We start from the raw sequence: 25,722 nt of genomic DNA, 5'->3' as shown, positions 1-25,722 counted from the left end.
GATTTTTTTTGTTAATGATTGTAATCGTATATAAATTTATCCGGTTGCGTGGTCGTAGGATTTCCGCTTGCATCTACTGATTGCCTGATTTCAGTGGCAGGATAACCGCTGGGAGTAAACATGGTAGTATATTCATACCCTACATAAGCACTTCCGCTGCCACCGGAGGTAAGTGTTCCTTTGTAGGAACTTAAACTATTCTGGATATTAGAAAACAAAACCGTTACCCCATCACTTTCGTCGCCGTTGAAAATAATTTTATCAAACCCTTTTACATTTTTAAATGCATAGCTTTTATTGGTATAAGTATAAGCTCCGTCTTGAGTATAAGTTACCGGAACTCCGTTGTTGTTACCATTTCCTGAGCCTGTAACCTTTACCATATTGCCGTTTCCATATGTATATACGCTGTTGATGATATAATTATTATTGGTTCCGAGGTCAGCCTGCTTTTTTACATTAATCTCTGTTGTACTCACAGGAGTATACGTATAAGAGATTGTTTTTTCCAACGCACCTGCAGTAGAATATTTCTTATTGATTGAAGAGGTCATCTGTTGACCGGAGTAGGAAAACTGAACCGTATTCTGAAGAATATTATTTTCGAAACTTTTAATACCGGTAATAAAATCATCAGTATAGGTAAATTCTGTACGGTATCCGGGATCTTTGATGCTGGTTAAATTAAGAATCTTAGTTCCATTGTAATTGATTTTCATGGAAGAACCACCCATCGTTATTTTCACGGGAAGCATCACGCTTTGATTGGCAGGATCGGTATTATCAAATGGAGTTTCCTCATCAGAATTCCCACAGGAAAAAAGAAATAAGGCAAGAGAGCCCAATAGTAGAGTTTTTTTCATAGTTATAAATTAGATTATCCAAATATAATTTAATTTATAATGAAACTCTATTTTTTTTGATTTGTTCTTAAAAATATCAGTCCTGCAATGATAATTCCTGCACAGATAAATTGCATGTAAGTAAGCTTTTCACCATCTACAATTCCCCAGATAATAGCAACAATGGGCATAATTAAAGTAACCGTTGAAGCAAAAAGAGGACTGGAAACTTTCAGTAAACGATAATTCATGGTCATTGCTAATCCGGTCCCGAAAACAGAAAGTAGGCCCACGAAAAGTAAACCAAGCATATTGTCCTTTGAAAAGGTAAACTCAGAAAAGAATCCTGTAGAAGTGAGGGCAATAAGTGAAGGTAAAAATAAAACGAATGAAAAAATAAATCCTGAGAGAATGACCGAAGAAACATCCATCAATTTTGATTTTACAGTTGTTGTACTCACAGCATAACACAAAGTGGCTAACAATAACAGCAAAATCGGAATCATTTTAAATTCACCGCTGTCACCTCCACCGAAGGCCAGAATACAAACTCCGGTAAAACTTATAAAAGTCCCGATAATCTGCTTCTTTGTCGTTTCAAACTTCCAGACCAAAGCACCTACGATAATGACAAAAATAGGCATCATAGAATTGATTATCCCGGCAATACTGCTGCTTATCTCAGTTTCAGCAATGGGAAATAGGAACATGGGGATAAAATTCCCCGTAAAAGCAGCCAGAATAAGCCACTTCAAATGCTTTTTCGGAAATAATTTATAATTGGAAATAGCTACGGGAAGCAAAACAATTCCCGCAATAAGAACTCTTAAAGATCCAACCTGAAACGGATTGAAATGTTCCAGTGACTTTTTGATCAGAATAAAAGATGATCCCCAAATAATACTCAGGATGATCAAAAGAACCCACTTTTCTTTATCTGCGTTCATTATTTTCGTGTAAGATTTTTAGAAATTCTTGTTTAGGAATCATTGTAGCGCCCAAGCTTTCCAGGTGTTCTGTATGAGATTGGCAATCAATTAATTCCAGCTGGTCTTTATTGGTTTCCACAAAATGAATAAATCCTGCCTTGGAAGCATTGCTTACCTTGGCAAACATGCTTTCACCACAGAAAACATTTCCGATTTGCAATCCGTAAAAGCCGCCAACAAGTTTTCCGTCCTGCCATACCTCAATACTTTTGGCCAGGCCGTATTCATGAAGCTGAATAAAGGATTCCATCAATTCATCAGAAAGCCATGTTCCGGATTGCCCCTTTCTATTTGCTTGCTGGCAATTTCTGATGACTTCCCTGAAATTTTGATTCTCTGAAAAAGAAAAAGTATTTCTGTTTAAAATTTTTCTCATCGACTTGGAAACCTTTATTTCTGCTGGAAATAAGACAAATCTTGGGTCGGGACACCACCACAGAATCTCTTCTCCGGGATTGTACCAGGGGAAAATTCCCAATTGATAAGCAAACCAGATGCGTTCTACAGAAAGATCACCACCAAAGGCAATCAATCCGTCATGACCGTCATAAAGCTCGGGGTCAGGGAATGAAATGTCGTTTTCGTCTAATCGGATCATTTTGAGCAAAAAAATCCCACTTTAGCAAGCAGGATTTATATTTAGATCTTTATTCCTTAATTAGAAAGGTAAATCATCATCGTCATCTCCGGCAAACGGATTCTCATTAGAAACAGGAGAAGCTGATTGCTGAGGCATAGCCTGAGTAGGCTCTGATGCATTATCAGAAACTTTCTCTACTCTCCATCCTGTAATAGAGTTGAAGTACTTGGTTTCTCCCTGTGGAGATACCCATTCTCTTCCTCTGATGTTGATTCCTACCTTTACGTTCTCTCCCTCTTTCAGGTTATCTAATAAACTAATTTTATCAGATAAAAATTCTATGTTTATCGGCTGTGGATACTGTTCTTGAGTCAAAATAACCATTTCTCTCTTTTGAAACCCGCTCGCAAATGTTTGAGCATCAAAAAGTTTCTTTACCGTTCCTTGTAATTCCATATCGTAAAATATTAACGATGTAAAAGTAATAAAATCAATTGTAATAATATGTGCCGCGAGGAAAAAAACTATAAATTTTAATTTTTTTTTCTGAAAAGTTTGGAGGTAAAGGAAATTGTCCTATATTTGCACTCACAAAAACGAAGCAAGCTCTTTAAAACTTACAATATAAAAAAACCAGCGGATGTGGTGTAATTGGTAGCCATGCCAGACTTAGGATCTGGTGCCGTGAGGCGTGGGGGTTCGAGTCCCTTCATCCGCACTATGCGAAAATAGCTCAGCTGGTAGAGCACAACCTTGCCAAGGTTGGGGTCGCGGGTTCGAATCCCGTTTTTCGCTCCACACCTGCCCTGGTGGTGGAACTGGTAGACACGCAGGACTTAAAATCCTGTGCCTCTTTTGGCGTGCGGGTTCAAGTCCCGCCCGGGGTACAAAGCCCTCTGTATTTCGTTACGGAGGGTTTTTTGTTTTTATAGAGGGTGTTCTTTAAAAAGAATTTCTTATATTTGTAAGAGAAACGATAGAATCTGTAGAAAAACAGATCAATATAATCAGCGGATGTGGTGTAATTGGTAGCCACGCCAGACTTAGGATCTGGTGCCGTGAGGCGTAGGGGTTCGAGTCCCTTCATCCGCACTATGCGAAAAGTGCTCACTGATAAGTAAGCCTTTAAAGGTTGGAGCCATTGGTTCGAATCTTTTTTTTCGCCCACAACCAAGCCCTGGTGGTGGAACTGGTAGACACGCAGGACTTAAAATCCTGTGTCCGCAAGGACGTACGGGTTCAAGTCCCGTCTGGGGTACAAAGCCCTCTGTAATCGGATTACGGAGGGCTTTTTGTTTTTCTTAAAATTCTGATTTCAGGTAATGAAAAATTACCTTTCAAATAAAAATGCTCCCTGCTATTCATAATTGGCGGGGAGCATTTTTTATATAGGATTCTTTGTGTGAGCAGCTATCTGTTCTTTCTTTCCAGATTTTCCAATCTTTCAAAGATGCTGGTGAAAATGTTTTTTTCAGCAGTAGAAATATAGCCTACCATTTTAAATACCTCGGTGGATTTAAAGTTAATTTGTTCATTGTCAGAAAGATATGTAAGTTTTCCATCTGTATGTACGAATAAGGTCTGAGATAGCTCTTTTTTAGCATCAACCTTATTCAAAAACAAAATGTCTCCATACTGATATTGGGGCAGCAATGGTGTTTCTGTGGTAAATTCATACACCAGATCTACGGATGCTAATATTTTTTGCATAATTAAGGCGTTCGGCGAATTATCCTTAATTATAGTGTTGGCTTCCTGGCTGTTTTGTATGGCAAGCTCAGGAAAAAGCATCAGCTGATCAATGTCTGAAACGCTTACTAACTGGTTTACCTGCAGGATTTCTGTTAATAATTTATCAAGATTAAGATTAAAATGATTGGCCACTTTTAGTATTGTGTCAATTTTTGGCTCGGCACGACCTTCCTCATAGGAACTGATTACTCCTCTGTTTAAATCAAATAAATCAGCAAAAGCTTTCTGACTCAGTCCTTTAACCTGTCTTATTTTTTTAATATTAGTCCCAAAGAAGCTCATTTTGTCTAATCTTTTTTGCAAATATAGAGAATCTCAAACAAATGAATGCTAAAAATATTTGCAATTTGAAAATTTTATGTTATATTTGTTAGAAGAATTTTAAACACTAAAGCCAGTCATCATGAAAAATCAAATATTTAGAACGGTCAAAGAGTGGTTGTTAGATTATGAGTTTAACATCACGTTGGAAGATGAGGCTCAGAGAATACTGATCATCGAAAAAGAATCCAACGGGATAAAAAATATGATCCTTATTATATCAGATTCTATTCTGATCATGGAACAGTTTCTTTTTGAAATCAAAAATCCATCCGAAAAAACATTCCTGAGGTTGCTTCAGAAAAACAGAGATATTGTACACGGAGCCTTCGTTTTGGACAGTACAGGAAGAAGGGTAATTTTCAGAGATACGCTTCCCACAGATAATATGGCACAAAATGAAGTGATGGCTTCTATCAATTCACTAGGAATTCTTGTAGGAGAATTTACCAACGAAATGCTTGAAATGAGTAAGTAATTTACAAAAGATATTTAAAATGAACATTTTCAAAAGATTATTAACAATAGGAAAAGCAGAGATCCATTCTGTGATCGACAGCTTTGAGGATCCCATCAATTTAACGGAACAGGGAATCCGTGAAATGAAAGAAGAACTGGGGAAAAGTGTTGAGGCACTGGCACAGCTTAAAGCACTGGATATCCGGAAAAAGAACGAAGCGGAAGCCGAGGAACAAACAGCTACAGATTATTATAACAAAGCGATCGTGATTATTCAGAAAGCCGAAAAAGGAGATGTTGTGGCTTCAGAAGCTGATCGTCTCGCTAAAGAAGCGTTAAAAAAACAAGCTTCTGCTCATGAAAAAGCACAACTTCTGCTTAAGGAACATGAAAAACTTCATGTCGAATGCGAGAAAATGCAGGGTAATATTGCTCACCTGAAATCGAGTATTGCCAAATGGGAAAATGAATTGAAAACTCTTAAAGCAAGAGTTCAGGTAAGTGAAGCTACAAAGGATATTAACCGTAAAATGACACAGATGGATACGGGAAGTACGGTAAGCATGCTGGAAAAATTAAAAGATAGAGTAGTGCAACAGGAGGCATTGGCTGAGGCTTATTCAGATCTTTCGAAATCAGGGAAAACTATTGATGAAGAGATTGATGCCCTGGTCAGCAACAATGACACAGAAGCTGAAGAAGCTTTAAACAGATTAAAAGAAACCCTTAAAAAAGGCTAGTATATGACCTTTCAGGAATTTTTAAATGTGGCGTTTTCCCCGGTGAATACGATATTAAGCGTATTGCTTGGACTTTCAGTGATCTATTGGTTATTTACCATAATTACAGGATTGGATATTGACGTGGGAATTCATTCTGATCTGGATGTGGGAGGAGATATTCACGCTCCGGATGGCCATATTCATGCGCCGGATCACAATCCTTCAGGATGGATGCATTTTCTGAAGTTTCTGAATCTGGATATTGTTCCGGTCACCTATTTTCTCACATTGTCACTTTTGATTACCTGGCTGGCGTCGTTTTACCTTAATTATTTTATTCCGATGCCGGTTTGGCTGGGGGTTTTGGTGATACTACCATTAATGATTGCGGGAATGCTGCTTACTAAAATCATTCTTAAACCTTTAAATCCCTTTTTCAGAGAGATTAACCACAAAGGAGAAGTCGCTCATGATTTTTTGGGGAGAGAAGGTCGTCTGAAGTCCAATATTCAGGATGGAAAAATAGGAATGATGGAAGTTTTTATCGGAAGCGATCCGATGACGTTGATGGTGAAAAGTAAAGACGGAACCAGACTGGAACATGGTACAAAAGTTATGATTGTAGACGAAGAACCGGATAAAAGAATTTACTACGTACAAAAGTCGATGTGGTCCTAAAACCGAAAAATATGCTGTACCTCTTTCTTATTGTACTGAATTATATTTTGGACGTTTTGTACCTCTATTTTTAAAACAAAAACACACTTATATATAAACTTATAAAACTATGAATTTACCTTTAATTGCTGGAATTATTGTTGCTGTAGTAGCAACAGTAGGGTTGATTTTCTGGATTCTATCCATGTATAAAAAGACCGTTCAGGGAATCGTTATTTTGAGAACAGGCTACGGAGGAACAAAAGTTTTCTTTAATGCCGGAATTGTTATCCCTATTATTCACCGTATGGAATCTATGGATATTTCCGTGAAAAAGCTGGAAATATCTCGTGAAGGAAGAGCAGGATTGATCTGTAAAGATAATATGAGAGCAGATATCCAGGTAGCCTTCTTTATCAGGGTTAATAAATCGTTGGATGATATCATTAATGTTGCTCAAACAATCGGATGTCAGAGAGCTTCTGATGCACAAACATTAAGAGAACTATTTGAAGCCAAATTCTCGGAAGCCCTTAAAACCGTTGGGAAAAAATTTGATTTTACAGAATTATACGAAGCCAGAAGTGAATTCCGTCAGGAAATCCTTGATATCATCGGAACAGATCTGAACGGATATGTGTTGGATGACTGTGCAATCGATTATCTGGAACAGACTTCCATCGACAAATTAGATAAGGACAACATCCTTGATTCTGAAGGGATTAAGAAGATTACGGAACTTACAGCTACACAGAATATTAAAGCCAATCAGGTTCGAAGAGACGAAGAAAAAACAATTACGAAGCAAAACGTAGAAGCCCGCGAAGCTATACTTGAGCTGGAAAAACAATTGGCAGAGAAACAGGAGTCTCAAAAAAGAGAAGTCGCCAATATCAAAGCCCGTGAAAATGCTGAGATTTTAAAAGTAGAAGAGGAAGAGCGCCTGAGATATGAAACTGTACGTATTGCTACTGAAGAAAAGCTGCAGATTGCGGAAGAAAATAAACTTCGTCAGGTAGTAATTGCCGCTAAAAATAAGGAAAGAGCAGATCTGGTAGAAACGGAAAGAGTATTGAAAGACAAAGCGCTGGAAGCTACAGAAAGAGAAAGAATTGTTTCTCTTGCTCAGATTGAAAAAGAAAAGGCGATAGAACTTGAGAAGAAAAGTATTCAGGATGCAATCCGTGAGCGTTTAACAATGGAAAAAACGGTGGTGGAAGAGCAGCAGGGAATCAAAGATCTTGAAGCATTCAAAACGGCAGAGAGAAACAAGCAGGTTGAAATCACGGTGGCCACTCAGGAAGCCGAGAAAAAACTGATCGAAGAAACAAGAGCTGCAGAGTCAAGAAGATTATCCGCAGAAAAAGATGCACAGAAATATGTAATCGAAGCACAGGCGAAAAGAGATGCGGCAGAAAAAGAAGCGGAAGCAAGAAAAATTATTGCTGATGCAAAAGCAAAAGAAGAAGCAACAGTGGGGCTGTCTGAAGCTCAGGTAATGCATGCCAAAGCAGATGCTGCCGAAAGACAGGGAATTGCTGAAGCAGTAGTGATTGAGAAGAAAGCGGATGCCATTAAAAAAGAAGGTATTGCGCAGGCAGAAGTGATCAAAGAAAAAGCATTGGCAGAGGCTGCAGGAATTACGGAGAAAGCAGAAGCAATGAAAAAACTGAATGAAGCAGGAAAAGATCACGAAGAATTCCGTCTGAAACTGAATAAAGAAAAAGAAGTGGAATTGGCTGAAATCGCTATCCAGAGGGATATTGCAGATGCACAGTCATTAGTATTGGCGGAAGCCTTCAAATCAGCAAAAATTGATATTGTAGGCGGAGATAACACCTTCTTTGACAATGTGATCCGCCAGGTTTCGGCAGGAAAAGGATTGGATAAATTCATCAACCATAGCGAAAATGCACAGCTTATAAAAGAAAACCTTCTGGGAGACGGTGAAAATATCATCGGAAGAGTGATGGGAATGGTGGATAAATACAAAATTTCATCTGAAGATATTAAGAATATGAGCATTGCCTCTCTGATTTTTAAACTGAAAGGAGTGGCTAATCAACAGGAAAACGGAATCCTGGAAAGAGCTCTTGACATGGCAAAACATTTAGGTGTAGATCATAAACCGGTAAATAATAACCACATTTAAACCATTCATGAAACTCTCAATGAGATTCATTAAATGGTTAGAAATCTGATTCTCATCATAAACCTTATAGGACCTAAAAACCTATAAGGTTTTAACCAACACTGTGAGGAACTGCTATTGTATGGCAGGAACTACAACTTAATTAAACACTATGTCAGAAAAACTTAATTCCGGAACCTACGAAATTATTCAAAACCGTCTGAATGAGCAGAAGAATAACCTTATTCAGAGGCTTCAGCAGCTTAATGAAAACCGTAAAAATATATTCGGTGGAATCGACTTTTCTCTCATTGCCAACGAAAGAATTTCTACGGAACACAACTGTATTGCCAAGGATATTTATTCCTTAGGTAATCATTTGATATTCGGATCCAATGCCCATTTGGGATTGCAGACGGAGATTAACATTTCGGATGTATTTTCAATATACACGATCAATAAAAACAGATTTGAACCTCAGGATCATGCCTTAATCAATAATGAAGTTTTCATTGATGAGTTTAAAAATCTCTATAAATACTACAGAAATACATTCTTTGCCCGATTCTGGTTTACGGAAAACTATCTGTATATGGTTTTTCAGCTTTCGGAAAGTACTACAGACATTAAAGCTTTCAAATGGCTGGTCAGAGAAAATCAATTGATCTATGTAGATTCTAGAAGTGCCTCTGAGACGGCCTATCCTCAACAACATGACTTTGTATGGACAAAAGCTACAAGGGATATGCAACGTTCTGGAAAACATCCTCATATCTCTCTTGCAGATAAAGTTTTTGTAGAAAGTATCGGTGGAGATATTACTATTAAAGTAGAAGACAATACAGATACGGGAAAAGGAATTTATTCCGAAGATGTTATTCATAAGGATCAGAACCTTGACGATGCTGAAATCCATTTCTGTGATCTTGATAATCTTGTTTTGTTTAAAATAAAACCCTATCAGGAAACAGAACGGTATTTCATCTATAACCATAAGGAAAAAGCAGTTTCAAGAGCTGATGCTCTTAAATACTCAGGCGTATTACTTCCTGAGAATCAGGGAATATTGTTTTCGAACGGGTATGCTTTACAAACAGGTGGTCTCAAGGTTATTTCTCAGGAGCAAAACAGACTTTATTATCTGAAAACGGTTATTGAGCCCAATGGAGAGAACTTTTTATACGTTTTCTACGATGATAAAACGAATAATTATCAGCTGATTTCGTATAATATCATCACACAAACTATAGAAACGCCCATCCGTTGCAGTGGTTTTACCTTTTTGAATGATGGAAGGCTGATCTATCTCAGAGAAAGTATAGAAACGACTAAACATCATCTGGCTCAGATCTGGCAGACTCCTTTTTCCAAAGAATTACAACCTAATGCCGAAAAAGCAGATAGTTTGTTGTACAAGATCGGAAACAAAGATATTGTGAGAGTGATGGCGGAAAGTCAGGAACTGATCACGCTTTTAAATAAAAAAGATTCTTACAGCGGGCTGTATAATGATATTGTAAAACTTTCAACATTCATTCTGGATACCTATTATTTTTTGGGTGAAGAGGAGGTGCAAAAGCTGGATAAACCATTGAAGGAGATCAGAGCCATTGCCCATTCTGCAATCAATGAGTATGAAAAGGTTGTTGAACAGAGAAAAAGTACAGAAGAAGCATTAGAAAAAATAAAGCAGTCTTGTGACAAGATTCTTGAGGACACCAAAAGGCTCCACTATTCTCAGCTTACAGAATATATTGATGCGCTTTCCCAGATAAGAGCGTTAAGAGGCGAAGTAACGGGAGCCAGAGAGCTTAAATACGCTGATGAATCGTTGCTCAATTCTCTTGAAAAATTGCTGGCAGACCGATATACGGAGCTTTCCAATGCATGTGTTGATTTTCTGCTGCAGGATGGGGCATTAATACCCTACGAAGAAAAGGCACAAAAAATTTCGGAAGAAATTATCGGATTGCAAAAAGCAATTGATGCAAAAAGCATAGATGAAAATATCAGTACATTATCAGGGCAGCTTGAATTATTGGTAGATATTGTCAACAACCTGAAAATAGAAGATACCTCCCAGTCTACGCAGATTATTGAAAATATTTCATTAATCTTTGCCCGCCTGAATCAGGAACGCCTGGAGCTCAGCAAGAGGAAAAGAGAAATTTCAGGAAAAGAACTTGCCTCGGATTTTCAGGCACAGATTACCTTGTTTGATCAGTCGGTGATTAATTTCCTTGAACTTTCCCAGACACCGGAAAAATGTGATGAATATTTGACAAAACTTTCCATTCAGCTGGAAGAAATGGAAACCAAATTTATCGACTTCGAAGAATTTATTCAGAAAATAGGAAGTAAGAGAGAGGAGGTGTACGGGCATTTTCAGAATAAGAGAGTACAGCTTACCGAATCGAGAAATAAAAGAACCCAAAGTCTTTTTGATGCGGCACAAAGAATCCTAAAATCTATACAGACCAAAGGAGATTCTTTTGACTCTGAAAATGAGATTAATGGATATTTTGCCTCAGACTTAATGGTTGAAAAGGTAAGAGACTTTGCCCGGCAATTGGCTGAAATGGAAGATTCTGCAAAATCAGAGGAGATCCTGACTCTTTTAAAAACATCCCAGCAGGAGGCGATCAGGAAGCTGAAAGATAAAAAAGAAATCTATGCGGATGGGGAAAGTATTATTGCTTTAGGAGACTATAAATTTGCAGTTAATCAACAGAAACTTGACCTTACGCTGGTCTTGAGAAATGCTCAATATTATTACCACCTTACCGGAACAAGCTTTTATGAGCCTCTGAATTTTAACACGATAGATGAATTTAAAGAAGTGTGGAACCAGGAATTCATTTCAGAAAATAATAAGGTAAAAAGATTCGAATACCTTGCCTGGAATGTATTTTCAACTCATAAAGATATTGTAACGGAACAACAGAATGAGCAATCTGTGTTACAATTTGTAGCAGAACATTTCGGGGAAGGATTAGTTAAAGGAATTCATGACCATGACGCGAGAGTTATCGTTACTAAACTTCAGCAGATGCATAATGAACTGGGACTGATGAGGTTTACTGCTCAGGAAAGAAGCCTTGCTCAGCTTTTCTGGTTCTTTTTAGATGCCGGAAGAAAAGAATATTATACTAAACAGCTTGATGCTGCAGCTATTATTTCCCAATCATTTGTTACAAAACAGGGATTTGAATATTTAAGCAAAGAGCTTGCTACAGAAATGAAATCTTTTGCATCAGGTCACGGTATTTTTAAAGAGACAGATTGTATCAACGCTGCAACCTATTTGAAAGAGGAAGACAAAGAAAACTTTATTATTTCTGAAAAAGCTTTGGCTTTGTATGAATTATTCCTGAAAGAACTTAAAGAAAAAGGAAAGGATCTGGAATTTATAACACAGATCCAGGCCATGTATCAATATCCGTCGGCTTGCTATTATATTGCAGAAAGTGCCTTGCAGGCTTTTAATCCGGAGGCTGAAAAAAGTACCATAGAAGAGACCGTTGGGTTTGTCATCACTCAAAAGTTTGATCCGAAAAATATCAAACATATTTCTTACCATGAAGCGATCAGGAATCTGAAGTCCCTTGAAAAAGACACGGAATATGATCTTAATTATTTTGAATTCGTATCTCGGTTAAGACATTTTAATGATCATACTGTCCCGAAATACAGGCATCTTCAAGAGTTGAAGTATGGCTGGATCAACGAAAAGAAAAAAGCATTAAAACTGGATACCTTCCAACCGCAGGTGTTGAGCTCATTTGTAAGAAATAAACTGATCAATAATGTTTATTTTCCATTAATAGGAGCTAATCTTGCCAAGCAATTGGGAACAGCCGGTTCAGATAAGAGAACAGACCGAATGGGAATGCTGTTGTTGGTATCTCCTCCGGGATACGGAAAGACCACATTGATGGAATATATGGCAGAGCGTATGGGGCTGGTATTCATGAAAATCAACGGGCCGTCTTTAGGGTATGATATTGTATCAACAGATCCTGCGGAAGCTAAAAATGCAGGCGCAAGACAGGAACTTGAAAAATTGAATCTTGCCTTGGAAATGGGTGATAATGTGATGTTATATCTCGATGATATTCAGCATTGCAATCCTGAATTTTTGCAAAAATTCATTTCTTTGGCTGATGGACAGAGAAAAATAGAAGGAATCTACAATGGGGAAAGCAAAACATATGATCTTCGTTCTAAAAGATTTTGTCTGGTGATGGCCGGAAATCCTTACACGGAAAATGGAGAAAAGTTCAAAATTCCGGATATGCTGGCTAACCGTTCTGATACCTATAATTTAGGAGAAATATCAGGTTCAAAAACCGATCTTTTTGATCTCAGTCTTATTGAAAATGCTTTGATGTCTAACGAATATCTTACCAGACTGACACAGCCGGGAATGGAGAATTTATATGAACTGTATGACTGTGTATTGACAGATAATCCGGCAGACAATCTGAAAGGAAACTTTAGTTCAGGTGAAATATCGGATTTCAGAGCCGTGCTGAAAAATACCGTCAGAGTGAGAAATATAGTTCTGAAGGTAAATAAAGAATATATTGCATCTGCTGCAATGTCCGATGATTACAGAAATGAACCTCCATTTAAACTTCAGGGATCCTATCGTAATATGAATAAGCTGATTGCACAGATTCAGCCTATTTTAAAAACCGATGAGGTAACACAGATTGTTCTGAATCATTATCAGAATGAATCACAGACCTTAACAACAGGTGCAGAAGCCAATATGCTGAAACTGAAGGAGCTGATCAATACCATTTCAAAAGATGAAACAGAACGATGGAATGAAATCAAAAAGACCTATGTAAAAAATAAAACATTAAAAGGCTTAGGTGAAAACGATAGAATGGCTCAGATTGTAGCCCTCCTTGCTCAGTTTGGCGAAGGTCTTGACGGAATAAAAGAAGTTTTAAAAAGAGAATCTTAATTCTGTGAAGAAATAAAATTAAAACAGCATCCTTATGCAGGATGCTGTTTTTTGTATTTATTGACGAATGACTTTAGCATTTTTGTCAGACAATTTTTCAGACAACCATTGTTTCATCTTTTCTTCCTGCCCCTTTTCTTCTTTCTCAGACTGGTAGAGAACAACAGTGCTTACGTTGGCGCTATCCGTATTCGGAAAATTCGTTATTTTACCGATAGAAATGTGGTTGAAATCAGGGAACAAAATAGTAATCTCTTTAATAAGGCTTGAGTCCTTTACCGTATATTTATCAAGCTGTTGCCTTAATTGATTGATGACAATATCTTTTTCAGATAATACATTATTTCGCTGTCCGATTTCATTGAGGATTTCTGATTTAAGATCGGTAGCATCCTGTTTGACGATTAATTTAGTGTTTGTGATTCCAATATTTTCCAGCTTTTTATTGATGTTTTCGAGTTCATTTTTGTCAAATTTTTTAGATAAAAAAGCCAGTTCTACAGTTCTTGGAGAAGCGTTATAATTTACTTTTTTATAAATGATAGTGTATCCTTTTTGAGTAAATTCATTGGTAATGAACTGATCAATATTCTGGGTAAACTTTTTCTGATTCAACAGATTATACGCCAGATAAGAACTGGGAACAATCATAATAATAATCAATGCCGTAATTCCGTAACGTATATGCCTTTCATATTTCCTGTCAACCAGTTCTATGGCTTCATATTTTAGATATTTAATGATAAGAAATGTAGCAATGCAAATGAAAAAGCAGTTGATTGTATAGAGATAAAAAGCACCTATAAAATAACTCCAGTTACCAATAGAAAGGCCGTAGCCGGCAGTACAGAGAGGAGGCATTAATGCTGTAGCAATGGCTACTCCCGGGATCGGATTTCCCTGTTTCACTCTTGTAATGGCAATAATACCAACCAGACCTCCGAAAAAAGCAATCAAAACATCATAAATGTTCGGTGAGGTACGGGCTAAAAGCTCAGATTGAGTTTCCTTAAAAGGGCTTAAGAAAAAATAGATAAAAGATACCAGCAAGCTGACTATGGTGGCAATCAGGAGATTTTTAATCGACCTTTTAAGCAGCTGAAAATTATAGGTCCCTAATGCAAATCCTGCTCCTACAATAGGTCCCATTAAAGGAGAAATAAGCATTGCCCCAATAATTACTGCTGTAGAATTTACATTCAATCCCACAGAAGCAATAACGATAGCACAGGCCAGAATCCACAGATTAGAACCACGAAAAGAAATATTGTCAGTGATATTCTCAAGAACTTTCTGCTTGTCTTCCTCACCAAAATGAAGGTTGATAAACCTCAAAAATTTTCCAGTCATTGTACCTAAATTAATTTTTATCGTTTGAATTCAAAAAATAAAAATACAGATTTATAGGCAACCTTTCCTGAAAGTCTAAATAAAGATCTGATGAAAGTATAATCTGTATCCATAATAATACTAACTTCTGTATCTGTGTCTTAATGAAAAGACTCCATAATTTTGTTAAGCTAAAGAAGAAATACTATGGAAACAATTGCACAACATCAGGAACAACTTCAATATGCTGAAGTCTATATTTCAGACATGTTGGCGCTGAAAAACCTATTTCTGCAGGAACAGAATGTTTCAAAGGAGAACTCAGATTTCGGAATCCCGTTTCTTTTAACAAAGAAAAAAAATAAAATTCTGTCATTTGCCAGTCTTGTTATCAGTGAGAAAGGTGAAATTGCGTTTAAAATCTATGCTCAGAAAGAAATTACAGAATCTGAAAAAAGGAATTTTTATGCAAAAGCTGAAAACTATTTCAAAAGAAACACCACTCCTAATTTCCGAAATCCCAAACAATTAGAAAGCAGTATCAAAAGTATGATGAGCTGGCTGGATTTTTAATAAAGCTGAGATAAATTGTACATTTACTAAAAACTGTAATCCGATGCCGAAAGATGTCCTGTATCTTAAAATAGCCAATGCTGTCACCGAGCAGATCAAAAGCGAAACCCTGCAATTTGGAGACAGGCTGCCTTCGCTGCGAAGTGCCCAGAAACTTTACAATGTCAGCCTGAATACTGTAAAACAGGCTTATATGGAGCTGGAAAGCCGGTCATTGGTAGAATCCCGTCCCAAGTACGGATATTACGTAAGCCAGACCTCACAACGAAAACTGGCGCTGCCTTCTATCGCTAAAATGAAAATTTCAGAGGGAAAGAATTCTCCTGAAGATTTGATCGGTAAAGTATTCGGAACTATTGCCGGAACTGATGTTACTCAGTTTGCATTAGGGATTCCGGGAAAAAGCCTCCTTCCGGTTGCTAAGATGAAGAAATGCATGATCAATGTGATGAAGAGAAAGCACGACAGTGGTACCAATTATGAGCCGGTACAGGGAAATGAGCGCCTGCGCCGGGAGATTGCCAAATGGGCGATGGTAATGGAGGGAAAAATCACGGAAGATGATCTTGTGATTACCTCCGGAGCGATGAATGGTGTTTATAACTGCCTGATGGCGGTGACTCAACCTGGTGATTCGGTGGCAGTGGAAAGTCCAGTGTACTTTGGAATCCTCCAGGCGATACAGCTGTTGGGGTTAAAAGCGGTAGAAATTCCTACCCATCCGATTACAGGGGTAGATCTGGATGCTTTGAGTAAGGTGTTACCCAAGATTTCTGCCTGTTGCTTCGTGGTTAATTATAATAATCCTTTAGGTTTTCAGATGCCTGATGAGAATAAAAAAGAGCTGGTAAGAATGCTTACCGAGCAAAATGTTCCGCTCATTGAAGACGACGTATATGGAAATATTTATTTTGGAGCAGGAAGACCGAAACCATGTAAATTTTATGATGAAGCGGGCATTGTGATGTGGATTGGATCTGTTTCCAAAACACTTGCTCCCGGTTATCGTGTGGGTTGGGTGGCTCCCGGAAAGTTTAAAGAAAAAATTATTCGTCAGAAATTAGTGCAGACTGTTTCAAGTCCGTCTTTATTTTCAGATGTGATTGCGGATTTTCTTGAGCATGGTGGCTATGATCATCATTTACGGATGTTCAGGAAGAAATTATATGCCAATTATCTTCAGATTCAGAAGTCGATCACCCAATATTTTCCTGATAATACTAAAATTTCCGAACCGAAAGGAGGTTTTATGCTTTGGCTGGAGCTGGATAAAAAGATTTGTACTGAAGATCTCTATGACGAAGCGGTGAGTCAGAAAGTAAACTTCGCTCCCGGAAGAATGTTTTCTCAATACAATCAGTATCAGAACTGTATGCGTCTGAATTATGCATTGGAATGGACTGATCGTGTGGAAAGCGACCTTGAAAAGTTGGGAAAAATGATTAAAAACAGAATATATTAAAACATATAGAGATGGATGATAAATATAATGAAGTAAAAATTATAGCGTACGAACCTCAATACAAAGAGGCTTTCAAAACATTGAATGAAGAATGGATCAAAACATTCTTTATAATGGAACCCGGAGATTATAAATTACTGGATAATCCTGAAGAATACATTTTAGATAAGGGTGGATACATTGCTTTTGCTTTGTTGAATGGTGAGGCAGTAGGTACATGTGCCTTGGTAAAAGCCAAAGAGGAACCGCTGAGTTTTGAACTTTCAAAAATGGCTGTAAGTCCAAAAGCGCAAGGAAAGAAAATAGGATATTTGCTGGGCAATGCTCTTGTGGAAAAAGCTAAAGAATTACAAGCAGAAAAAGTATTTCTGGAAACAAATTCCATATTGGTTCCCGCAATAAAGTTATATGAAAAGCTTGGATTTAAACATACAGAAATTACCAATCCCGGCTATGATCGTGTAGATGTACAGATGGAGCTGGATCTTACATCATAATCAAAAAAAATATTGGAACAAGGATATAACCATCCGAGTTCCAATATCAAAATTAAAATCTAATTGCTTTACTATTTTATTTCTTGATAAAAGTCTTGGTCAATGACTTTTTGCTTGCGTTGAGTTTTATAAAATACATTCCTGATGGAAGGTTTTCAATATTAATTTTCTCTTCAAAATTCCCATTGGAAGGCTTTATGCTTTTCGCTGAAACAAGAGCTCCTTTAGCATCAATGATTTCGATCTTAGTATGTTGATCTTCAGATTGATATTTGATGGTGATGTCTCCTGATGCAGGGTTTGGATATATTTTAAAATCATTACCAGTTTCCTTTACTTCCCCTGTTGCCAGTGACTCATTGGAACAAACCGGAATCCTGTTAACTCCATCAATTCCCCAAGCAGACTGTACAGGAATGCATAACCAGTTTAAGACAGTGGGAAAGTGATCTGTTTCTCTCGTTGTTGAGGTATAATTATATATTTTAAAATTATTAACCGTACCGGCGCTGTAGGTAGCAGCTCCTGTTATCGTCATGTGATTGGCATTCGGGCTTGAGTCAGCTAAAGTATTTCCGGATAGTTCCTCACACTTCCAGTTCGCTAAAAGTTGATTATAATAAGGATGGGATGAGGTGATATCCTGATTGGCCCAGTTCACAATCACATCATTTGGAAGTGCTGATTTCCAGATTCTGATATCCTTGTAAGATGCCGCGAGATTTTGGCCATATACATTGGTTCCATCCTGATTTAAGGTTAAAGGAAGGGCAGAGTCAATATTTCCAATGGTATTCATTTTGGCAAAAGTGACCGGAACTCCGTCTTCATATAGAGTCACAAGGCCGTCTCTGTCGAAGCTTGCAGCAATATGTTTCCACTTATTGGTTTCTACTTTTCCACCGACAAGATCAATTCTGTTGGTTCCGTCTCCGATATTCATTTTAAAAGTCTGCCCGGAATATCCTGAGAATACAAGACCTTTATTCTTTCCGTTTGCCCAGTTTTTGTTCCCGATCAAGACCGGATCACTGGAATAGCTTGCGTTAGGTTTTACCCAAAATTCAATAGTAAAGTCCTGACTTGTTCCAAAATTGAATGGAACCTGATTGGAAGGTTTTGCGTAGATCCCTGCCGGGAAACTAAGTTGATTAAAGGTTTTATTTGATTCGAGAACTGTTCTGCTGATCTGCTGAGGAACAAATCCGGGATTGGAATAAACGGTAAAAATATTTCGCTCAGAAAGATTTCCTCCGCCATGAGAACTTTCTATGGCCCCATGATCTGTGGTCAAAACAACCAACCAGTCTTCATTATTGTAAGTCGATCTATTTTTCATCGCATTGACAATTTCACCTACATAAGAATCTGCGGTTTGAATAGACGAAATATACTGCGGGACACTTGAAGAAAAACCGTAAGAATGCCCCGCATGATCCACATCATCAAAATCTACAAAGAGAATATCAGGATTATCATTCTGTAAAGCACTGATTGCAGCATTTTTCACTGCCAGATCACTTCCCAGATTGCTTTTTACATCTGCCGTTTTGATAATTTTATCATTAATTGGAGCCCAGTTAACAACAGAAATAGTTCTTAAATTAGGATTATAGGTTTCTGCTCTTGTTAAAAAATCGGGATAGTTCACATAATTCGGATTGGTAAAATTATTGTCCTGCACATTATGTTTGGTATGCCATACCCCTGTAAGCATCGTACTCCAGCCATTTCCGCTCCATGTGGTAGCCGCGCACAATCCGTCAACAGAATAAATTGACTGGCTCATAAGGTTTTGAATGTTAGGAATGTTTGTAGACATCATAACATCAGCACGACATCCGTCGATACCGATAAAGAGAACTTTTTTGGTTTGAGCTCCAAGGAAACAGCTCATTACAACTGCCATTGAGAATAGTTTTGTTTTCATGAGGTAAAAATGTTTTTGAAAAAAGTTTACAAATAGTAATTTATTTTTAATAATTGTAAAATTAGTTTACTATTTGTAAACACATGTGAACGAAAGATTAATTAAATGATAAATAGTTTCTGTAGAAAATAAGAGCTTAAAAACACAAGTTTCTTCACCTCATTCCATTTCGCTCAGAATGACAATATGAGTAGATTTTATGGACAAATACTCAGTCGATAGAGTAATTATTCCACTGCTGCGGAGGGGTGGCGAAAATTCAAAGAATTGTTGACTGGGTGGTTAAAACAAATGACACATCTACCACTTAAAATATTCGTGAGCATTTGTGCCATTTGTATTAAGTTTGAAAAAGAAGTTTCTAAAGTATATTTTCAGCTTCAGAAATTGTATTTAAAATATAATCGGGTTGAGCCTTTTCCAGTTCTTCCCTGTTTTGAGCTCCGGAAAGAACGGCGATAGTCAAACCGCAGCCTGCATTTTTACCCTCCTCTATATCAATCACGGAATCTCCTGCTTTAAGAACCTTTTCAGGCTCAGTAATATTGAATTTTTTCATCGCCAGCCGGATCATTTCAGGACTTGGCCTGCTTTCTGAAACATCATCTGCCGTGATCAGCGCATCAAAATGTACATTTTCTTTCCACTGAAGTTTATCTAAAAGCTGCCGGGCAATTGCATAAGTATATCCTGTATTGAGAACTACCTTCTTATTCTGAGCTTTCATATGAAGCAGAAAATTTTCTGTTCCGTTAATAGGTTTTACCTCCAGATTCTGGTAGGCTTCTTTTAATTTTTCAGAGAAATTTTCAAAGATTGGTTGGGCATCAGTTTCATTTCCGTTAATTTCTTTTAATAAACTTGTAATGGCTTCCAGTTTTTCCATTCCGGCACAGCTTACAAGTACTTTATCAAGACCTACGGAATACCCATGCTCGTTAACGGCATTCGTTAAAGTCTTATACACTACATTATCTTCATCAATCGTTGTTCCGGCCATATCCAGAACCAGTAATTCTATATTTTTCATTGAAATTTATGCGTAAATTTTGTCTATGTTAAACTTAGAGAAGCCTCCGCTTCCCGTCATCCCTTTTCCGCCAATACCTGTTATAATATGAATATTGGGAGACGGATTATATTCGAAAATATCCTTTGTCTTGCACTGAGAGTATACTCCGAACCATCTTCTCTGAATTTCATACGTAGGAAGATCAATAATTTTTTTAGCCTCAAGAATCATGAACTCATCAATTTCCATGTTGAGGTCATAGCCCAGTTCGTCTGCATTTCTGGCATCCGCGTACTCATGAGAATCTCCCAGAATAACAGATCCGTCAAGAGCCTGCTTAAAGAGAATATGGACCCCATATTTTTTTTCAAACGAATTTGGATCTTCTGAAGCCTTGATTTTCTGAAATGAAGGACATTGGCCAAAGGATTCATATCTTCTGATAGACAATCCGGTAAGAATATTTCCAGGAAGAGAATAAATTCCCTGAGGTTTTGTCTGAAGCATCTGCAATTTGCTTACTTCCAGATCACTTTCATTGAATACCGCAGGATATAAGGTCTTGAATTCATGACCACCGCAAATAATCATTTTTGAAGCATGAAATTCCGTTCCTTCGGCTGTAACAGCTGTGCATTTCTGATCATCTTCATGTGTTTCAATAACCGTTGTATTGTAAAAAATATCCAGGCCCATTTTTTCCTTCAAGAGTTTATGAAGCTTTACAATCATATCTGCAGAATCTACGGAAAGTTCCTGTGGAAAGAATAAACCTCCTTTACAATAATCTGAACGAAGACCGTCAAACTGTTTGATGCAATCGCTTTTTGATAATAAAACCGATTCATAATTATTATTTCTGTTGATTTCAAACAGCTCTTCGATAAGCTGAAGCTCTTCATCATTGGAAGCGATATATACAGATCCGTTTTGCCTGATGGTAAGATCGGCCTGGCTGTGAAGTTCATTATATATAGCGAGACTTTCTCTTCCGAAATTTTGCCACTTCAGATCCATCCCCGAAGGAACGACCTGTCCGAAGTTTCTTACCGTTGCTCCCTGAGGTAAAGAATTTCTCTCCAGCAGAGCTACTTTAAGATTTTTCTTCAATGCATGGTAAGCATGGAATGTTCCTAAAATTCCACCTCCCACAACGAGTAAATCAAATTTTGTTGTCATTTTAGTATAATTTATAAAATTTTCGAAGTATCGAAATTGATGTATTGATTAGAATTTGAATTGGGTTTTGCCTTTTTTTTGAAAGCCAGAAAAGCAATGATTGAAAGAATTAAAACACTAATGGTGATAATATAATTCAGACTGATATAAAAATTGAGCCATGAAGTTTTTGCAGAACCGAAGTTCTTGTACAACAGAATCAAAACGCTTCCCAGATATCCGAACGAATCAACAATATAAATCAGAAAACCTACATTGCCTTTAATCTCAAATGCGGCGATCATTCGGTCAAAATAAATTCCATTGAAGGGAATATAACAAATGTACATTCCAAATCCGGAAATAGTCATCCATAAAAAAGGAGACAGTAAATTTTGCTGAAATAAATAAGTGGAAAGTCCTACGACAAGAATTCCTGCAAAAAGAATATAATGATAATAAGCAAAAGCCTTTTTGTTATTTTTTACTTTAACCATAAAGCTTAGGATCACCAGAACCATAATCGCAATCGGAATCTCAGTAAGAGTGAAAATGGAACTGTCAAAATTAAAATGCAATCCATCCCAGATTTCACGGTTGAAATTATCCCGGAAATCTCTTAAAACCGTCAGGCATATATACAAAAAGATAATGCAGACAATCGGAACAAAGAATCGTTGAATAAGCGCCTTTCTCTCATGACCGTTCAAGGGCTGTCTTTTATTTTTAAGCAAAATATCTTCTTCAGTAGGTTTCGGAATTCTTTCCAAAAGTATTCCCGAAACGATTAATGGAATAACAAAAACCAACCCTGCTGAAAATGGCATCCAGAATTCAGAAATTGAAAAAGTATCCATCAAAAACTTTCCTACAGATTTTGTAAACCCGGAAGAGACAACAAAGCTTGAACATAGGAACAAACCGATAATTTCAGTGGTTTTACGACCTTCGATATAAGAAAAAACGATCCCCCAGATCATTCCCAAAGGAATCCCGTTGAAAAACATAAATAGAATGTTGTAAGGAGCGGGAGTCACGGCAAATCCCAATAAAGAGAGCTCTGCCACTGCTATAAAAGAAAACAGATATGATATCCTTTTTGCCGGTTTTAGCTCAGAAATAAATTTTATTCCAATGAATTTCGAAATGAAATATCCTACAGCCTGAGCAATGATAATCAGGATTTTGTAATCTACTCCCCAATAGGATAAACCTTCAAAAGATGCTACGGTAAAAGGCTTTCTGAAGCCATACATGCAGAAGTAAACACCAAAAGCGGCAAAAGCTGCCTTCAGTGTTACCAGTGTGTGTTTGTTGATGGTTTTGGCCATATTACTATTTTAGAAATTCAGTTTTATTCCAAGATTGCATCGTACACCATAGTATTCTACCTGCTCTGGACGGTCTTCATTTTTACCAAAATGATAAATAAGAGGCTTGTTCAGAATATTATTTACATCTGCATAAAGGCTCAGATACTTTGTAAATTGATAGGAGCCTCCAAAGTCAAGACTGCTGTACTTTCCGTAATAGGTATCGTTGATATCGTCTTCGGCATATTCTACAGCATATTTGCCTTTATAGTTGTAAGCAAGCCTTGCATTAAAGCCCTTTTTCTCAAAGAAAAGCTGAACGTTATACAATTCTTTAGCCTGGTACGGTAGAGCTACTTTTCTTCCGCTTGGTTTCTCCATTTCTGAAGTCATAAATGTAGCATTCACCTGTGCTCCAAAATATTGAAGGAATCCCGGAAGAAAGTCAAACCTTTTATTGATTCCCAGTTCAATACCTCCTAGCCATGCAGAGCTGCCGTTATTCGGTGCTGAAAACTGTACTCCGGACATTCCGTTATAGGTTCCGATAAAAGAATCCTGGAAAATAGGATCAGTAATTGATTTATAGAAAACACCCCCACTCAGAATCCCGACATTGGAAAAATAATATTCCCCCATCAGGTCAAAGTTTAATGAATAGGTAGGATTCAGATTCGGATTTCCTCCTTTAAATTCATTGTCGGCTTCAATATAAGTTCCGCCAGGAGTCAGATCACCAAAGTTGGGTCTTGAAAAAGTTCTTGTGGCGGCGAAACGAAGATTCGTTTTATCATCCAGGGCATACTTTATATGAAGCATGGGAAGTACAGCCAGATAATTTTTAGTATGTTCCACCGGAATAAGAACATTATCCGACACATTATAGCCTTTTACCTTCGTATTTGTATTGGAAAATCGTATTCCTCCTAAGATCGTAATCTGATCGTTCAGCTTATAAGTTCCCATTCCGTAGGCATCGGCGTGCTTTTCAAAAACATCGAAGTTTCTGCCCAACGCTTTATTGTATTCCAGGGCTTCCGAATCGGTAGTATTGATTTTCAAGTTCCTCTGATTCTCGAACCAAAACTGATTCATCCCTGTTGTAGAAAGTACCGGCCCAAAAGTATTTCCGATATGAGCATTCATTTCACTTAAATATTTCGGTCCGTTGGGCTGTGTCGTAATATATTGGGAATAATCAGAAAGAAGAGGAGCGGTTCCGTTGCTCCAGTTGTAAAAAATGTCTGAAAACCTTGCATTACGTTCCTTATCTCTGAATTTGATCCCATATTTCAACGTCAATCGATCAGAAACATTGATTTCATGGTTAAAAGTCGCCACTATTTTATCTTTTTCTTCCACAAAAACCTTATAGAATTCAAGATCTGTAAATCTCATCTGAGAAGCGTCCATCTTAAAATTTGGGTCGCTGTAGAATCCAAACAAGGCATCTGTATTTTTATAATCCAGTTTCCCTCCGTCTGCCTTCCAGTAAGCTCTCGGTCCATTTCCGTGATCTGCAATATAATCCGGATTGATTCCTACACCTGACTGAGTGTATTTAATCACATAATAAGAATTATTCTGTTTGTCAGGGATATTTCCATATTTGAATTGGTTATCGTAATATGACAGATCCCAGTCAATTTTTCCTTTATCCAGATTATGAACACCTCCCAATGAAACAGAAGTAAGTTGCGTGATCAGCAAATTATGAATGTTTTGAAGCTCTACACGGGCTGTATTGTTGGCTGCACTGAATTTGTCAAATCTGATTCTGTGTTTGTAATGCGTTTCATCATCAGAAAGAGTTCCGTACATTCCTTTTATATACAATGTGTTTTTGGGAGAAAGTACATATTCAAATGCTGTATTGATTCCGGTTGTTTTCCTCACCCCGTTATAATCACGAAGTTCCATTCTGAATACTCCTTCATCACCGCTTCTTCTTGCTTCAAAATTATCGGTAGACCAGTTTCTGATAAAGTGCGCAAAATTGAATAGATACCCGAATTTTTTATCCTTTGTTCTTCCTCCGTACAGCAATCCGATGTTGTAAACACCTTTATCTGCCTTGGCGTTGTAACCACTTCCTAACGTTGCTTTGAATTCCGTTTTCATCGGAGGCGTCTTGGTGATGAAATTCACTCCGCCACCGATTCCATCTGCTTCCATATCGGGAGTGAAGGATTTATTTACATGAACGTAAGAGATCAGGTCTGTAGGAAAGAAATCGAAGGCCGTTGCTCTGGAGGTGGTTTCCTCTTCAGCGGTGGGCAGCCTGTTTCCATTGATCGTGGTCGATGCCCAGAACGGAGGAAGTCCGCGCAGAGAAACAAATCTTCCTTCTCCCTGATCTCTTTCGATAGAAACTCCCTGTACCCGCTGAACAGTTTCAGCAGCATTTCTGTCCGGAAGTTTTCCAATTCCGTCTGAAGCAATAACGTTGGTAATATTAATGGCATTTTTTTGAAGGTTTAATGCCCTTGCCTCTGTATTTTTTAAAGTTCCGGTGACAATAACTTCATCAATATTTTTGCGGGGCTGGGAAAGCTTAATAATTCCCAGATCTGAAGTTTCTTCTAATTTTAAATCAACAGGGATTTCTTTTGATTCATAACCAATATAGCTGATTTGTAAGATGTATTGGCCTTCTTTGATATCATTGATGGCAAATTTCCCGTCAATATCCGTACTTATATTTCTGGTTAAACCTTTTATTTTTATGGTAGCTCCTGGGAGGGGCTGACTGTCGTCAAGAACAGTTCCTATAATTAACTGTTTTTGCGCCGAAACAAAAATGATGAAACAGACAAAAACAAGGGTAAGTAATTTCTCTAATTTTGTTTTCATTTTTACATATATTAAATTTTTTATGCAAATCAAGCCAATAATTTTAATATATATAAATATTTTATGTTAAGTATTAATTAATAAATACATGCTGTTTGTTACGCTTATTTTACTTTTAAAGCCGTTTCCATCAGGTTCTAAAAATGATCTTAATATGGATTTGAGCG

The 25,722-nt window shown here is 37.4% G+C and carries 19 protein-coding genes and 5 tRNA genes; 13 read left to right on the top strand and 11 right to left on the bottom strand.

From position 1 onward, the window contains the following. Positions 1-11: 11 nt before the first annotated feature. Genes EG342_RS05130 through EG342_RS05115 form a run of 4 tightly spaced genes read right to left on the bottom strand, consistent with a single transcriptional unit; the run spans position 12 to position 2,867 of the window. A complete protein-coding gene (locus tag EG342_RS05130; RefSeq protein ID WP_103288687.1) occupies positions 12-863 on the bottom strand; it encodes a hypothetical protein in 852 nt (283 codons plus the stop codon). A gap of 47 nt (positions 864-910) precedes the next feature. Next, positions 911-1,789 (bottom strand): DMT family transporter, encoded by an 879-nt coding sequence (locus EG342_RS05125; protein WP_103288686.1) that lies wholly within the window; start codon positions 1,787-1,789, stop codon positions 911-913. Continuing rightward, positions 1,776-2,429, bottom strand: coding sequence for a leucyl/phenylalanyl-tRNA--protein transferase (gene aat, locus EG342_RS05120; protein WP_103288685.1), 654 nt, complete (start codon positions 2,427-2,429; stop codon positions 1,776-1,778). The genes EG342_RS05125 and aat overlap by 14 nt, the downstream gene beginning before the upstream one ends. Before the next feature lie 60 nt (positions 2,430-2,489). Next, positions 2,490-2,867, bottom strand: coding sequence for a DUF3127 domain-containing protein (locus EG342_RS05115; protein ID WP_103288684.1), 378 nt, complete (start codon positions 2,865-2,867; stop codon positions 2,490-2,492). Positions 2,868-3,047: 180 nt separating this feature from the next. Between EG342_RS05115 and EG342_RS05110 the strand changes: the two genes are divergently transcribed. The 5 genes from EG342_RS05110 to EG342_RS05090 all read left to right on the top strand — a co-directional run bounded on the left by EG342_RS05110 (position 3,048) and on the right by EG342_RS05090 (position 3,669). Next, positions 3,048-3,129, top strand: a tRNA-Leu gene (locus EG342_RS05110). A 4-nt stretch (positions 3,130-3,133) separates the two neighbouring features. Further along, a tRNA-Gly gene (locus tag EG342_RS05105) sits at positions 3,134-3,209 on the top strand. A gap of 5 nt (positions 3,210-3,214) precedes the next feature. Continuing rightward, positions 3,215-3,298: transfer RNA gene (locus EG342_RS05100), tRNA-Leu, on the top strand. Positions 3,299-3,421: 123 nt separating this feature from the next. Then, positions 3,422-3,503, top strand: a tRNA-Leu gene (locus EG342_RS05095). Between the two features lie 82 nt (positions 3,504-3,585). Beyond that, positions 3,586-3,669: transfer RNA gene (locus tag EG342_RS05090), tRNA-Leu, on the top strand. Positions 3,670-3,821: 152 nt separating this feature from the next. On the opposite strand, the gene EG342_RS05085 is transcribed toward EG342_RS05090, so the two are convergent. Continuing rightward, positions 3,822-4,466: a helix-turn-helix domain-containing protein gene (locus tag EG342_RS05085; protein WP_394338011.1), complete on the bottom strand. Its 645-nt coding sequence runs from the start codon at positions 4,464-4,466 to the stop codon at positions 3,822-3,824. A 100-nt stretch (positions 4,467-4,566) separates the two neighbouring features. Here EG342_RS05085 and EG342_RS05080 point away from each other — a divergent pair, with 100 nt between their 5' ends. The 5 genes from EG342_RS05080 (at position 4,567) to EG342_RS05060 (ending at position 13,428) form a co-directional block, all read left to right on the top strand. Continuing rightward, on the top strand, positions 4,567-4,962 hold the full coding sequence (locus tag EG342_RS05080; RefSeq protein WP_103288682.1) for a type III secretion system chaperone family protein: 396 nt from the start codon (positions 4,567-4,569) through the stop codon (positions 4,960-4,962). Between the two features lie 19 nt (positions 4,963-4,981). Continuing rightward, positions 4,982-5,683: a PspA/IM30 family protein gene (locus EG342_RS05075; RefSeq protein WP_103288681.1), complete on the top strand. Its 702-nt coding sequence runs from the start codon at positions 4,982-4,984 to the stop codon at positions 5,681-5,683. A gap of 3 nt (positions 5,684-5,686) precedes the next feature. Then, positions 5,687-6,343: a hypothetical protein gene (locus EG342_RS05070; protein WP_103288680.1), complete on the top strand. Its 657-nt coding sequence runs from the start codon at positions 5,687-5,689 to the stop codon at positions 6,341-6,343. 109 nt (positions 6,344-6,452) lie between these two features. Next, positions 6,453-8,474, top strand: coding sequence for an SPFH domain-containing protein (locus tag EG342_RS05065; protein WP_103288679.1), 2,022 nt, complete (start codon positions 6,453-6,455; stop codon positions 8,472-8,474). Positions 8,475-8,625: 151 nt separating this feature from the next. Beyond that, positions 8,626-13,428 carry a DNA repair ATPase gene (locus EG342_RS05060; protein ID WP_103288678.1) on the top strand — a complete coding sequence of 1,601 codons (4,803 nt, stop codon included), beginning with the start codon at positions 8,626-8,628 and terminating at the stop codon, positions 13,426-13,428. A 57-nt stretch (positions 13,429-13,485) separates the two neighbouring features. Here EG342_RS05060 and EG342_RS05055 read toward each other — a convergent pair whose 3' ends face one another. Further along, positions 13,486-14,778, bottom strand: a complete 1,293-nt coding sequence (locus EG342_RS05055) for a DUF389 domain-containing protein (protein WP_103288677.1) — start codon at positions 14,776-14,778, stop codon at positions 13,486-13,488. Between the two features lie 186 nt (positions 14,779-14,964). Here EG342_RS05055 and EG342_RS05050 point away from each other — a divergent pair, with 186 nt between their 5' ends. Genes EG342_RS05050 through EG342_RS05040 form a run of 3 tightly spaced genes read left to right on the top strand, consistent with a single transcriptional unit; the run spans position 14,965 to position 17,289 of the window. Beyond that, a complete protein-coding gene (locus EG342_RS05050; protein WP_103288676.1) occupies positions 14,965-15,330 on the top strand; it encodes a hypothetical protein in 366 nt (121 codons plus the stop codon). A gap of 43 nt (positions 15,331-15,373) precedes the next feature. Next, positions 15,374-16,792, top strand: a complete 1,419-nt coding sequence (locus EG342_RS05045) for an aminotransferase-like domain-containing protein (RefSeq protein WP_103288675.1) — start codon at positions 15,374-15,376, stop codon at positions 16,790-16,792. Between the two features lie 11 nt (positions 16,793-16,803). Then, a complete protein-coding gene (locus EG342_RS05040; protein WP_103288674.1) occupies positions 16,804-17,289 on the top strand; it encodes a GNAT family N-acetyltransferase in 486 nt (161 codons plus the stop codon). 76 nt (positions 17,290-17,365) lie between these two features. On the opposite strand, the gene EG342_RS05035 is transcribed toward EG342_RS05040, so the two are convergent. The 5 genes from EG342_RS05035 to EG342_RS05015 form a co-directional block, all read right to left on the bottom strand. After that, the gene (locus EG342_RS05035) at positions 17,366-19,219 is read right to left on the bottom strand and encodes an alkaline phosphatase family protein (RefSeq protein WP_103288673.1); all 1,854 of its coding nucleotides are present in this window, start codon (positions 19,217-19,219) and stop codon (positions 17,366-17,368) included. Between the two features lie 361 nt (positions 19,220-19,580). Then, a complete protein-coding gene (locus EG342_RS05030; protein WP_103288672.1) occupies positions 19,581-20,249 on the bottom strand; it encodes an HAD-IA family hydrolase in 669 nt (222 codons plus the stop codon). Between the two features lie 6 nt (positions 20,250-20,255). Beyond that, positions 20,256-21,410 carry a TIGR03364 family FAD-dependent oxidoreductase gene (locus EG342_RS05025; RefSeq protein WP_103288671.1) on the bottom strand — a complete coding sequence of 385 codons (1,155 nt, stop codon included), beginning with the start codon at positions 21,408-21,410 and terminating at the stop codon, positions 20,256-20,258. Between the two features lie 11 nt (positions 21,411-21,421). Continuing rightward, on the bottom strand, positions 21,422-22,720 hold the full coding sequence (locus EG342_RS05020) for a DUF5690 family protein (protein ID WP_103288670.1): 1,299 nt from the start codon (positions 22,718-22,720) through the stop codon (positions 21,422-21,424). 9 nt (positions 22,721-22,729) lie between these two features. Beyond that, the gene (locus EG342_RS05015; protein WP_103288669.1) at positions 22,730-25,555 is read right to left on the bottom strand and encodes a TonB-dependent receptor; all 2,826 of its coding nucleotides are present in this window, start codon (positions 25,553-25,555) and stop codon (positions 22,730-22,732) included. Positions 25,556-25,722: the final 167 nt, after the last annotated feature.

The organism is Chryseobacterium lactis (genome assembly GCF_003815875.1).
In the GTDB taxonomy this organism is placed as follows: Bacteria; Bacteroidota; Bacteroidia; order Flavobacteriales; family Weeksellaceae; genus Chryseobacterium; species Chryseobacterium lactis.
Note: the sequence above shows the minus strand (reverse complement) of the source record. Positions and strands in the feature narration are given on the sequence as shown.